The sequence below is a fragment of the bacterium (Candidatus Blackallbacteria) CG13_big_fil_rev_8_21_14_2_50_49_14 genome (genome assembly GCA_002783405.1).
Taxonomy (GTDB): Bacteria; Cyanobacteriota; Sericytochromatia; order UBA7694; family UBA7694.
Genome location: PFGG01000065.1, coordinates 34,534 through 46,890, shown reverse-complemented (window position 1 = coordinate 46,890; position 12,357 = coordinate 34,534). Strand labels below are relative to the sequence as shown.

Annotated in this window: 10 protein-coding genes and 1 pseudogene; 9 read left to right on the top strand and 2 right to left on the bottom strand. The window is 50.2% G+C overall.

The features are described 5' to 3' along the window. Window positions 1–8: 8 nt before the first annotated feature. A complete protein-coding gene (locus COW20_17145) occupies window positions 9–1,154 on the bottom strand; it encodes an acyl-CoA dehydrogenase (protein ID PIW45970.1) in 1,146 nt (381 codons plus the stop codon). Window positions 1,155–1,415: 261 nt separating this feature from the next. Here COW20_17145 and COW20_17140 point away from each other — a divergent pair, with 261 nt between their 5' ends. Beyond that, entirely contained in the window at window positions 1,416–2,129 is a 714-nt protein-coding gene (locus tag COW20_17140; protein PIW45969.1) for a hypothetical protein, read from the top strand. Window positions 2,130–2,234: 105 nt separating this feature from the next. Further along, the gene (locus tag COW20_17135; GenBank protein PIW45968.1) at window positions 2,235–2,786 is read left to right on the top strand and encodes a DUF420 domain-containing protein; all 552 of its coding nucleotides are present in this window, start codon (window positions 2,235–2,237) and stop codon (window positions 2,784–2,786) included. A gap of 289 nt (window positions 2,787–3,075) precedes the next feature. On the opposite strand, the pseudogene COW20_17130 reads toward COW20_17135, so the two are convergent. Next, window positions 3,076–3,189: pseudogene (locus COW20_17130) on the bottom strand (AraC family transcriptional regulator). A gap of 252 nt (window positions 3,190–3,441) precedes the next feature. On the opposite strand from COW20_17130, the gene lysS reads away from it, so the two are divergent. The 7 genes from lysS to COW20_17095 all read left to right on the top strand — a co-directional run bounded on the left by lysS (window position 3,442) and on the right by COW20_17095 (window position 12,237). Further along, the gene (lysS, locus tag COW20_17125; GenBank protein ID PIW45967.1) at window positions 3,442–4,914 is read left to right on the top strand and encodes a lysine--tRNA ligase; all 1,473 of its coding nucleotides are present in this window, start codon (window positions 3,442–3,444) and stop codon (window positions 4,912–4,914) included. Between the two features lie 11 nt (window positions 4,915–4,925). Then, the gene (locus COW20_17120; GenBank protein PIW45966.1) at window positions 4,926–6,632 is read left to right on the top strand and encodes a hypothetical protein; all 1,707 of its coding nucleotides are present in this window, start codon (window positions 4,926–4,928) and stop codon (window positions 6,630–6,632) included. After that, window positions 6,629–7,462, top strand: a complete 834-nt coding sequence (locus COW20_17115) for a hypothetical protein (protein PIW45965.1) — start codon at window positions 6,629–6,631, stop codon at window positions 7,460–7,462. The genes COW20_17120 and COW20_17115 overlap by 4 nt, the downstream gene beginning before the upstream one ends. Further along, entirely contained in the window at window positions 7,462–8,661 is a 1,200-nt protein-coding gene (locus COW20_17110; GenBank protein ID PIW45964.1) for a hypothetical protein, read from the top strand. Before COW20_17115 ends, COW20_17110 begins: the two co-directional genes overlap by 1 nt. Then, complete coding sequence (locus tag COW20_17105) at window positions 8,658–9,536, top strand: hypothetical protein (GenBank protein PIW45963.1); 879 nt, start codon at window positions 8,658–8,660, stop codon at window positions 9,534–9,536. Before COW20_17110 ends, COW20_17105 begins: the two co-directional genes overlap by 4 nt. A 4-nt stretch (window positions 9,537–9,540) precedes the next feature. Continuing rightward, a complete protein-coding gene (locus COW20_17100; GenBank protein PIW45962.1) occupies window positions 9,541–10,014 on the top strand; it encodes a Cys-tRNA(Pro) deacylase in 474 nt (157 codons plus the stop codon). Window positions 10,015–11,103: 1,089 nt separating this feature from the next. Next, complete coding sequence (locus tag COW20_17095) at window positions 11,104–12,237, top strand: acyl-CoA dehydrogenase (protein ID PIW45961.1); 1,134 nt, start codon at window positions 11,104–11,106, stop codon at window positions 12,235–12,237. Window positions 12,238–12,357: the final 120 nt, after the last annotated feature.

The following is a 12,357-nucleotide window of genomic DNA, read 5'->3' as shown; positions in this document are numbered from 1 at the left end:
TCAGACCCTCAGCCCATCACGATTTTGGCGATCGTCTGCAACTGCATATTGGAAGTTCCCTCATAGATTTTGCCAATTTTACAGTCGCGGAAATATTTTTCGGCGGGATATTCTTTGGTATAGCCATAGCCACCATGAATTTCAACCACCTGAGAGGCTACTTTTTCTGCAACTTGCGAAGAGAACAGTTTGGCCATGGCAGCTTCTTTCAGGAAGGGTTTGCCGGCATCTTTGAGGCGGGCTGCATTGTAAACCAGCAGACGGGCGGCTTCCAATTGGGTGGCTAAATCAGCGACCTGGAATTGAATGGCCTGAAAAGAGGCGATGGATTTGCCAAACTGCTGGCGTTCTTTGGCGTATTGAATGCCGCAATTCAGTGCACCCTGGGCCAGACCGATCATCTGAGCACCAATGCCAATACGGCCTTCATTCAGGGTTTCAATCGCTACTTTGTAACCCTTGCCCACTTCACCCAAGACATTGGCCTTGGGGACTTTGCAATTGTTCAGAATCAGTTCACAGGTACTGCTGGCGCGAATGCCCAGTTTGTCTTCTTTTTTGCCCACGGTAAAGCCTTCAAAATCGCGTTCGACCAAAAAGGCGGTAATGCCTTTGTAACCAAGGCTGCGGTCTGTGGTGGCAAAGACGATGAAAAGGCTGGCTTCACCGGCATTGGTGATCCAGAGTTTATTGCCATTGAGCACGAAATGATCGCCCATATCCTGGGCTTGGGCAGCCAGGCCAAAGGCATCAGAACCTGAGCCCGCTTCAGAAAGGGCATAGGCGCCGATCCATTCGCTCGCCATTTTGGGAAGATAACGGGATTTCTGGTCTTCATTGCCCCAACGTACCAGGGCATTGTTGACCAGGGTGTTCTGTACATCGACCATCACGCCTGCAGAGGCATCCACTTCAGACAGGGCTTCAACGGCCAGAATGGACATGAAAAAGGTGGCCTCTGCACCGCCGTAGGCTTCGGGAATTTCGATTCCCATGATGTCGAGGTCAAAGAAGGATTTGATCAGCCCTTTGTCAAAGCTGGCTTCCTGATCCATTTTCATGGAAAGGGGTTTGATCTTTTCATGGGCGAATTCACCCACCATTTGTTTAAACAGGGTTTCTTCTTCTGAGAGCAAGGTCAGGGGGGTAGTCATAAGGCCTCCGGGTTATAAGGGCTGGTTATTTTTCGGTTAATTCCGTATTCAGTATAGCTCAAGTCTAAAAAAATCGGGAGAAAGAGCGGGCCTGTGAATAGGCTGGAAATTCCTGTCTGAATTCAAGTCATTTTGAGCCTTTCATAGCAATTTAACTGCGACCGGTTATTTTTTTCTGGCCCCAGAATGAATTTACAGAAACAAAAAACAGGCAATGCTATACTGAAAAGAATCTTTCATCCGTTCAAAGGGGTTTTTTGCATGCGCCGTTCTCTGATTTTTTCCGCTCTGTTCTTTCTCAGTGCCTGTCAGGCGACGCTTGCGCCCAACCCTGTTTCCCGCAGCTCGGTGAAAACGCTTTCGGCCTCTGAAATCAAACGCTATTACCCCCTTGAAGCTGGCCGCAGTTGGACCTTTTCATTGGAGCAAAGCCAAAATGATCAGCCCAATACCAAGTTCAAAACGATGATCATGCGGGCCGAGCCTTTGGGGGTTGAGGGCGAAGCTGAAACGGCTGTACTACGCCGTTCTTACCCTGATTCGGATATCAAACCCACCCCCACCCTGGTCAAGCGCTTTGCCGATCGGGTCGAGCTTTCCCGTTACCATGAGCAGGTTTTGCGTGAGAGTTTCAAACTGCCCGAGGCCGAGGTGCGTGGCGTTAATTTTTTGACCGCCATGCAATTGCCTTTTCAAGCAGGCAAAGCCTGGGAAGGACGGGTGTTTAACGGCGGAACTGAAACGATACAGGTCATGGGTTTTGAAACGGTGACCGTTCCTGCGGGAACCTTTCAGGCTTTGAAAATTGAGCACCATCTGCGCTATGAAAATGGCAAAGAAGACTATCTGCGCTATTGGTATGCCCCTGATCTGGGCATGGTCAAACTCTACGAAGAATTGACCTTTTATTATGGGCAATGGCTCAAGTTCCGCTCGACAGGTGTTTTAACGCAATTTACACCTCCATCTCGTTGAATCTGATTCCCCCAGCCTGCGTCTTTTGTTAGCATACAGCTAGAGCAAGCCTGCTTTTTTTACGTTTTTGCGTATTTGAGGGGCTGAAAGAGAGTTCGACTTGTCATGCAAACTACTTTAGATGCGCGTTTTGATCGCAAGGTTGCGATTCCTGCCATTTTAGGCGTCAGTGCGGTCGCAATTGCCTTTTTATTTTGGCTGATTTATTTCCGTCAGGCGCAAACTTCGCAAGCGACTTGGGTCAATGGCTTGCCTGGGTTAAACGCCTTTTTCAATGGTACTTCAGCCACCTTGATTTTACTGGGCTATCAGGCGATTAAACGCAAACAACCGCTGGTGCATATGCGCTATATGCTGGGGGCCTTTACCTCCTCCAGTCTGTTTTTGGTCAGCTATATCGTTTACCACAGCCTGCATGGCGATACCAAATTTCTGGCCGAGGGCTTGATTCGCCCGATCTATTTCTTTACCCTGATCAGCCATATCGGTTTATCAATCGTGGCCCTGCCGCTGGTTTTTACGACCTTCTATTTTGCTCTGAGCCGCAAAACAGAGATTCATCGCAAACTGGCCCGCTGGACCTATCCCCTCTGGCTCTATGTCTCGGTGACCGGTGTTTTGATTGTACTTTTGCTCAAGATCTTTAATCCCGCCTAAGAGCAAAGCCCGCCAATCGGCGGGCTTTATGCTATTCTGTCGCAGGCCTTTTACGTCGTAGGTCTTTTACTGAATGCCAAAAGATCCCTTTGAACTAACGGACGCAAGCATCATATTTAAATTGCTTTAAAACAGCAATAGACTGCGTATAGGTGGTTTGAATCTGGGCATCCATGCCCCCTATTTTGAGATAATTATTGACAGCCGCCACGTTCCCATCCAGGCCTAAAATAACGCCAGCATTTGCATTCGGCAAAGCTGCGACGCATTCTTTCATTGCCTTCAATCTTGCCGGAACCTCTGCCGACGCAACGCCAGAGACTTCTGCCACAGGAGCAGGACTGGCTGAGGCAGCGGGACTTGCTGAAGCAGCAGGGCTAGCGCTCGCTGCTGGACTGGGACTTGAACCTGTAGCCGGAGTGCCAGGTGTTGAGCAGGCCGTAAAGAGGCTCAGAGCAAAGATAGAGAGCAAACTTTTCGTCATTTTAGATTCTCCATTTATTTAAGTATTGCAGTGCTATAGCTTGATCCCACAAAATTCATCCAACTGTAACCGAGTCGAATTCTAGGGGTTTTCGCAGATTCTGCACGTTCAGTGTACAATGAAGAAACTGCATTTTAAAATCACAACGTACTCTTACAACAGGAAATTACCATGGAGCATCTCAGCGAGCTTGATATGCGCCGCCACAAGCTGGATCAGCTGCGTGAAGCGGGCATTTCACCCTATCCCTACACCTTTGACCGGACCCATACCTTTGCCCAAATTCTTGAGGCCTATGCCGAGAAACTTGAAAATGGTGAAAAAGGTGAAGAAACGGTGGCTGTTGCTGGCCGGATAACAGGCTGGCGGGGCAAAGGCAAACTGACCTTCCTTGACCTGCGCGATGGCGGCCAACGCCTGCAGGGCATGCTCATGCTCAATAAATTGGGAGAAGAAGCCTACCAGCAGCTGAAAATGCTGGATATTGGCGATATGGTGGGATTAAAAGGCCTGGTGGCACGTACCAAAACAGGCGAACTCAGTATTCAGGCTGAAGAAGTTACGCTTTTGGCCAAGTCTTTGCGCCCGCTGCCAGAAAAATACCACGGCCTGACCGATGTCGATTTGCGCTACCGTCAGCGCTACCTCGATCTGATCGTCAATCCTGAGGTGCGTGAAACCTTTGTCACCCGTAGCCGAACCCTGACGATGATCCGTCAGTTTTTAACCGCGCGGGCCTTTTTAGAGGTCGAAACGCCGATGTTGCACCCCATACCGGGGGGGGCAGCAGCCCGCCCTTTTAAAACCCATCACAATGCGCTGGATATGGAACTGTATATGCGCATTGCCCCTGAGCTTTATCTGAAACGTTTGATTGTGGGCGGTTTTGATCGGGTTTTTGAACTCAACCGCAATTTTCGCAATGAGGGGATTTCTACCCGCCACAATCCTGAATTCACCATGCTTGAACTGTATCAGGCCTATGCTGATTATCAGGACATGATGAACCTGACCGAAGAACTGATCTGCCATTTGGTGCAGGAGATTCACGGCAGTCTGAAAATTACCTACCAGGACCAGGAAGTCGACTTTACCCGTCCCTGGCCCCGCCTGACCATGGTCGAAGCGATTTGTCAGTTTTTAGAACTGACGCCTGAAGATTTTGTTTCGCGCGACACAGCCGCAGCCGCAGCTGCCCGCTACAATATTGCCATTGAGCCGGGCTTTGGTCTGGGCAAAATTATCAACGAAATTTTTGAAAGTATAGATACCCGTTTGATTCAACCGACCTTTATCATCGACTACCCCAAGGAGATTTCTCCCTTGGCCAAGGAGCACCGGTTGGATTCTGAATTAACGGAGCGTTTTGAGCTTTTTATTACGGGCCGTGAAATGGCCAATGCTTTTTCAGAGTTGAATGATCCGATTGATCAGCGTTCACGCTTTGAAAACCAATTGGCGGCAAAAGACGCCGGTGATGAAGAAGCCCATGCCATGGACAACGACTATATTCTGGCGCTGGAACACGGGATGCCTCCTACCGGAGGGCTGGGAATCGGGATTGATCGTCTGGTCATGCTTTTGACCGACTCACCCTCGATTCGCGATGTCTTGCTGTTTCCACATATGCGCCCACACGCCTGAGGAGGGGAAGCATGAAGACAGGGAAAATATTGGGACTGGCACTTGCCTTGAGTTTGCTGGCACCGGCGGTACACGCCGAGCCCGCTTTTCGAACCTTTTTAAGTCAATCGGTCAGCAATTTTGACCCTTTGTATATGTCTTCACGGGACAGTCGGGAGATCAGTTCTCTGATTCACCAGGGACTGGTAGCCTATTCTCCCACCATTCTGCCTCCCCGTGCCGGGGCCTATAATCAGGTGATACCTGCTTTGGCTGAATCCTGGCAAGTGGCGCCTGATAAAAAAACCTATATCTTCAAACTGCATCCAGAGGCCCGGTTTCACAATGGCCGCGTGATCACCGCTGCCGATGTGAAATACTCCTTTGAGCGGGCCTGCAACCCCTTGATGGGGTCTTCCAATTACTGGGCGGTTGAGCGCTTGAATATCAAGGGCTTGAAACGTTACCAGGCGGCACGCCGTGCCGGTGTGCGCAACCCGCATCTCTTAGGGGTTGAGGTCATCGATCATCATATTGTGCAATTGCATCTTGAAGAGCCGATCCCCATGGCCCTTGATCTGCTGACCCTGCCCAACTTTTCGATTGTGCCAGCTGAAGATGTTGAGCGCTGGTGGAAAGATTATCGCTCCCATCCTGTCGGGGCCGGCCCCTACCAACTGGAGTCGGTCAGTGAAGACCAAACCCTTCACTTGAAACGCTTTGAAGGCTATTATGAGTCACAAGCTGCCCCGATTCAAGCCCTGCAGTTTCAAATCATGCCCGAAACCAAAGAGCGCTTTCAGGCCTTTGTCAAAAAACAGGTCGATCATGCGCCTTTGCCCACTGAATATTTTCAACGCGTGCTTGAAGACCCGGTCTGGAATCCAATGGGCGGTGAAAAAATCGTCAAAGCCAGCAGTCAGAGCAGTTTGCAACAGTCCAAGGTGCTCAAAATTCCCCGCTGGACAACGCATTATTTGAGCATGGACAACCAGTCTTTTCCTTTTAATGAGGTCAAGGTGCGCCAGGCCTTTAACTATGCGGTCGACAAACAGGCCATTACCGATCATTTACTCCAAACCTATGCCCGGCCCGTCAGTGGTGTTTTTCCGCCTTCCTTTCCGGGAGGGCGTTTAAAAGAGCCTCTTTTCCGGCAGGATATCAGCCGCGCCAAAAATCTGCTCTTTGAAGCGGGTTGGCGCGATAAAAATGGCGATGGTTTTGTTGAGCCCTGGCAAAATCCCCATCTTGATTTAACGCTCTATTACCAGAACAATGATGATTCCTATACAATCTGCCGCCGGGTTCAAGAAGATCTGGCGACCGTTGGCGTAAAAATTCACCTGGAGCCTTTGGCCTCCTTGGCTTCTTCGGGTTTCGCGGTTGCACCGATCTTTTACCATGCGGCCTGGACACCGACCCTGGCCGATGCCAGTGAGGTCTTTTATCCGACCTTTCATTCCAGTCAGGCCGGGCGTACCAATACGGCCCGCTACAGCAATCCGCGTGTGGATCAGTTGGTGCAGATGGCCGAAGATCTCTATTATGAGCCCAAACGTTATGAACTCTATGCAGAGGCTGAACGTTTGATTCTGGAAGATGCCCCCTGGCTTTTCCTCTATCATCCTGTGGACTATCTGATGGTTCAACCCAGCGTGAGCCGTTATCTTGCACACCCCATGTTGCCCTCTCCTTACCAGGTCTTTGAGTTGGGTGCTCAAACTGCCTCTTCACAATGAACCAGATTCTTGTCCGCACCTGGCAGTTATTGCGCCAGAATCGGATTCTCCTGGGGCCTGTTGCGATTGAGGCCTTGATTATTTTGTTTTTTTCAGGCGGAGTTGGACTCTTTGGTGGCAATCCGATTTCAACCATGGCGTTTTTCTTTCTGCGCCAGGCCCTCTTGGGGGGCTGGCTCTACCAGATGAAAATCGTGCTTTTGGAGCGCTCGACCCCCGCCTCTTGGGATGATTTTTTTGAAGGGGTGGCGCGCTATTTCTGGCCAATGCTGGCCGGTGCTTCGATGTTTTTTCTCTTGCTGATGTTGATCCTTTCAATTTGCAGTCTGGTGGCTGAAGCCTGGCTGGGGCCTTTGGACATGAATTTTTTGGAGAAACTGGGTACCCATTTACAGAGTGGTTTTGACCCTGTTAAACTGCAGGCCTTTTTAGAACCTCATCAGGCGGCTGTTTCCCTGGTTTATCAGTGGAGCCTGGTTTTTATGGGCGGTGCCATGATCCTGATGGTCATTGCCGCCTTAACAAGCTTTTGGCAACAATACTGTGTGATGGGCAATTCCAATTGGCTTGCGGCCTGGAAAAACAGCAAAGATCTGATCTTGAAACATCCGGGCCAGATCAGCTATTTGGGCCTGCTCTGGTTTCTACCCACCGTGATTTTACAACTCATGCTGGTGATGGGGCATCCTGTGCTGCAGGTGCTGGCCTTTGGCTTGGATTTTCTCTTGAAAGCTTATTTCACCTTGCTTTTTACCCATGCGATTCTGCTCTTGGACCCTGACAAAGTTGCACCTTTGAGCCAAGAAACAAAACCGGAGGGAACGCCCTGATGAAAGGCAGTATTGTCTTCAATGGCAATATCCAGCTTGAAACGGATTTTATAGAAGCTTTTAAAACGCAAATTCTCAGTTCTCAACATCAAGATCCGGCAGTGCGTGCTTCGCGCAAAGTTTTGCTGATCACAGCGGCCTGGCAAAAGCGTGAGTTCAAAGAAGCGCATATCAAGCGGGCTTTGTATAAAATCGGCATTGCTCCTCAGTTTGAAGGGGGCTTTGATCAGAATATTCAAAACCTTTCGATCTACCATGATTTCAATTATTTCCGTGAAAAAGAGCAAGGGCTTTACTGGCTTTATCACAGCAAGCAACAGGTGATTCAGCAGGTCAAACTTTTTTACCGTGAAAAAAACACGGGCCTGATTCGTATTCTGCAGAAGCAATTGGCGATGCTCAAAGAAAATTTTGAAGGCATGAGTCTGGCGCGGGCACTGGCCTATGATGTTGACATGGGGCAAAAACGTCTGCATTCCCTCAAACCGATTGAATTGCTCTACCACTATGCCTGTCAGGATATTCAGTCCACGATGGAGAAAATCCGCGAAAATGATGCCCAAATGCTCAAGGTCTGCCATGAAATAGATGAGTATTTCTTTAGCACTTCGCGGGTGGCCGAAGACCCACTTTATCAGGCTTTAAAACGCCAATTGGAAGAGCGTATTCTCTCGGCCAATTCGATTTTTATCTTTGGCGGCCATATTGCCGTGCTTTGGAACCGTCTTAATTTTTTCAAGCTCAAGAATGCCTTTGTCGAAGCCCTGGAGCGGGGGGCCAATTTTTATACGGTTTCAGCGGGTTCGCTCTGTCTGTGTGAATACCTGGTGGTCTTTGATGATAATTCCAATGAATGGACGGGTTCTTCCCGGATGTATGATTTTGAACTCTTTGACCATGGGTTTGGCCTGGTAACAAAAGTTCAGCTTTTCCCCCATTGCAAAGACTATATTTTTATGGAAGACCCCGATACGATCGCCTATACGGCTGCCCGTTTCAACCGCAGTGTGTGTGTGGGCTTGGATCAGAACTCTTTTCTCCTGATGGAAACCTACCGTGATGGACAAAGTGAATACGAACGTTTTTCGTCGGTAGGCAAAGACGAGGGGCTGTATGTGTTTAAACCTTCTGGGGAAGTCAAGGTCAAACACCGTGGCGATGAACTGATTTTGCCGGGCACACGGTTTTACCCCAAATGAAGACCCTTGGTTTTGTCACCTGTCGCGATTATCCTGATTTTCAAAAGGATGAGCAACTCCTGCTGCCTGCGCTTGAAGCTTTGGGGATTCAGGCCAAGCCTGTGCTCTGGGAAAATGCAGCTTCAGGCCTGACCGACCTGCAAGATATCGATCTGCTGGTTTTTCGCTCTTGCTGGAATTACCATTACCATACCGCAGCTTTTGAGGCCTGGCTCAACCAATTGGAAGCCCGTTCGATCCGGGTTTTGAATCCGGTTTCTTTGGTGCGCTGGAACCTGGATAAACGCTATCTGCGGGAGTTGGAACAGGCAGGCGTGGCCATTGTACCCACTGTTTTTACAGAAGCAGGGGATCATGATTGGATCGAGAAAGCCCTGGCGCAGGATTGGCCAGAGCTTGTGATTAAACCGATTGTCTCAGCTTGGGGGGCCAATACCTTCCGTGTAAAGCGTCATGAATTGCCTGAATATCTTGAAAAAATGGCTCCCCAGGCCCAAACCACGGGCCTGATGCTTCAACCCTTTGTGTCTGAAATCGCCCAAGGTGAAATTTCACTGGTCTTTTACCGCAGCCCGCAGGCAATAAGTTTCAGCCATGCCTTTGTCAAAACACCTGCCGAAGGTGCCTTTCTCAGCCATGAGGAATTTGGGGCCCGTTGGGGCCGTTTTGAAGCCACTCCCGCCATGCGGGCCGCCGCAGAAAAAGCCCTTCAGGCCATGCCGGGTGAATGGCTCTATGCCCGAGTCGATGGCGTGAGGGGGGCGGGTGAGTTTCAATTGATGGAACTCGAAGTTTTTGAACCCAGTCTCTATCTGGCCGTGGATCCAGATGCCCCTGAGCGTTTTGCACGGGTTTTAAACACGTATCTGGTTTAGGCCGATGTCAACTAAAAAAACCAATGCGGCCCGAATTTTAGATGCCCTTGAGATTGAGTATTCCCTGCTCAGTTACGCGGTTGATGAATCAGATTTAAGTGCCCCTGCCGTGGCTCAAAAAATTGGGCTTGAAGCGGCGCAGACTTTTAAAACCCTGGTGGCCAAAGGCGATAAAACCGGGATTGTGATGGCCTGTCTGCCGGGGGATGCTGAATTGGATCTCAAGGCCCTGGCGCTGGCCAGTGGCAATAAACGCGTGGAATTGGTGCCTTTGAAAGAGGTTTTGCCCCTGACGGGATATATTCGTGGCGGGGTCTCACCGTTGGGGGCGAAAAAACCGTATCCGGTCTTTCTCGATGAGTTGGCGCAGGTATTTGAGAAGATTGCGGTCAGTGCCGGTCAGCGCGGTTTGCAACTCTTTCTTGCGCCTGAAGATCTGCAAAGGGCTACGGGGGCGGTCTGGGCCCGTTTGAGTTAAGACTTGATGGGCCGTTTTAAAGAGCAGACGTACCCCCTGGTCAGCCCAGGTGGCTTTTTCTGGTTTTTGTTCATGGTTCAAGGCGTTGATCCAGTCGTGCGGGGTCAGAGCCCTGTGCATGCCATCCAATGAAAAAATTTGAATTTCACTGACCCCTGCCCGCCGTGCTGCCTGGCAATCAGCGCCCAGTTCATGTGGATCCTGGTAACCCCCCTCACTGAGCTTTCCCACCGTTCCCACCACCCCCAGGGCGGCTTGAACTGGCATATCAAAAGCATGGCGGGCTTCATGAAAAAGCTTTTCAATAAACTGTGCACTCACTGAAAATCCCAAAATATCCCGAAAACTGCTGCGGTAGGTCATCAGCGAGAGCGCATCCCAGGCAACCCCTGAAACAGGCAGTTGCAAAAGTTCCTGAAAAGCGCGGTTGCCAGCCAGGGCATCTTCTACCACCAGGGGATAGGTCACTGCCCAGGCCTCGGTTCCGCGTTGGTGCAGTTCAACAATCAGGCGATTGAATTCGCTTTGGGCCTGCACAAAGCGGGTCTGGCGTTCTGGCTGATGCAAATGTTTCAGCAGGGCTGGCAGATGGCGTTTGAGTAGCAATTGTTTCAGCAGCAGACTGTCGGCCAAAGCGGGTTCAAGATCGGCAATCAGCGTGGGCAGGGGCAGTTTTTCGGCCTCGATCCAGTCATAGAAGCGGTGCACTGTATCGGCAAAGCTTTTGGCGTTGTTGGCATTGGGCCAGTAGCCCTGCGAATCGGGCAATAAAAGCCAGGCGCGGATTTCAACCCCAAGACGCGCAGCTTCGCGTAAGAGAGCGTGCAGCGGTTTTGCTCCGATTTGGTGGCTGGGAATGGCGAGATTTAAGCTCAGCCCCAGCTTGTGTAGCAAAGGCAGATCCCCGGCGACCCAGTGGTAGGGCATAAATTCACACCACAGTGCAATCTTTGTCATAGGGGTATTGTAACGCGAAGCTGAAAAGAATATTCTCAACCGATTGGATGCTTGGGCTTTGCCAGGTTCTGGTTGGCCGCTGGCGCGTGTCCTTTGGTATAATCCACTCACCAAACCAGAAGGAAAAAGCGCATGTGGAAATTAACTGAAGAACAGCAAATGATCCAAAAAACCGTTCGTGAATGGGCCCAGGAGCAATTGGCACCCGTGGCTGAAAAATATGAACATGAAAAGACGTTTCCGGTTGAGCTGTATAAAGAATTTGCGGCCCTGGGTTTTCCTGGTATTCGTTACCCTGAAGAACTGGGCGGCGGGGGCGGCGGAATTTTAGATATGTGTCTCTGGGTTAAGGAATTGGCCAAGGTCTTGCCGGGATTTGCAATCTCTGCCTCGGTGGCCTGTGGACTGGGCGCCAAAATGCTGAGTTTTGGAACACCTGAACAACAAAAAGCCTATTTAATTCCCACGATTGAAGGCTCCATGATTGGCGCTTTTGGCCTGACTGAACCCAACGCGGGTTCCGATGCCACCAATTTACAGACCAAAGCGGTTCGTGAGGGAGATGAATGGGTCTTGAACGGGGCCAAAACTTTTATTACCAACGGTTGTATCGCGGATTATATCCTGGTTTCAGCCCGCACTAATATGGAAAGCAAGTTGGGCATCAGTATTTTTATTGTGCCGGGCAATGCCCCTGGCTTAATTGCCTCTCCGATTGATAAAAACTGCTGGTTTTCGTCAGATACTGCGCTTTTAACACTTGAAAACCTGCGCTTGCCCGCAGATGCGCTTTTGGGGCCCTTGGATGGGGGACTGGAGCTACTCACGAAAAACTTGAATGAGGGCCGGATCACCTTTGCTGCTTTCTGTCATGGGGTGGCTGAGGGCTGTTTTGATGGGGCTTTGGCCTATGTTCATCAGCGTACGGCCTTTGGTAAAAAGATTGCGGATTTTCAAAACACCCAGTTCAAACTGGCTGAAATGAAAATGAAACTGGATCTTTCCTGGACGTATATTATGCGGGCGGCAGCAGAGGTTCAGGAAAATCCCCAAGCTGCCATGACGGCTTCAATTTGCAAGAATTGGGCGGCTCAGATTTCAGAAGAAGTGGCCCGAGAAGCACGGCATCTTTTGGGAGGTTATGGCTGTATGAATGAATATGCCGTTGGGCGTCTGGCGCGTGATGTCTTTGTCTCTGAAGTTGGGGAAGGCAGCCGTGAAATCAACTGGCGCGTGATTTGGAAAGCGCTCAGCAGCGGTTTTTGAATCGGCTATTCCTGCCGGAGGGGTGTGGCCTGTGCTATACTGGCCGTACTTTTATGTCAGGCTGGCCCCTCTGAGCTTTTAAAATAGACTGTTGGTTTGGGGCGTTCAGGTAGATTTTAT

Bases quoted from the DNA above. Each gene is read 5' to 3' on its own strand.
- COW20_17145 (PIW45970.1), bottom strand. From the start codon at position 1,154: ATGACTACCCCCCTGACCTTGCTCTCAGAAGAAGAAACCCTGTTTAAA.
- COW20_17140 (PIW45969.1), top strand. From the start codon at position 1,416: ATGCGCCGTTCTCTGATTTTTTCCGCTCTGTTCTTTCTCAGTGCCTGT.
- COW20_17135 (PIW45968.1), top strand. From the start codon at position 2,235: ATGCAAACTACTTTAGATGCGCGTTTTGATCGCAAGGTTGCGATTCCT.
- lysS (PIW45967.1), top strand. From the start codon at position 3,442: ATGGAGCATCTCAGCGAGCTTGATATGCGCCGCCACAAGCTGGATCAG.
- COW20_17120 (PIW45966.1), top strand. From the start codon at position 4,926: ATGAAGACAGGGAAAATATTGGGACTGGCACTTGCCTTGAGTTTGCTG.
- COW20_17115 (PIW45965.1), top strand. From the start codon at position 6,629: ATGAACCAGATTCTTGTCCGCACCTGGCAGTTATTGCGCCAGAATCGG.
- COW20_17110 (PIW45964.1), top strand. From the start codon at position 7,462: ATGAAAGGCAGTATTGTCTTCAATGGCAATATCCAGCTTGAAACGGAT.
- COW20_17105 (PIW45963.1), top strand. From the start codon at position 8,658: ATGAAGACCCTTGGTTTTGTCACCTGTCGCGATTATCCTGATTTTCAA.
- COW20_17100 (PIW45962.1), top strand. From the start codon at position 9,541: ATGTCAACTAAAAAAACCAATGCGGCCCGAATTTTAGATGCCCTTGAG.
- COW20_17095 (PIW45961.1), top strand. From the start codon at position 11,104: ATGTGGAAATTAACTGAAGAACAGCAAATGATCCAAAAAACCGTTCGT.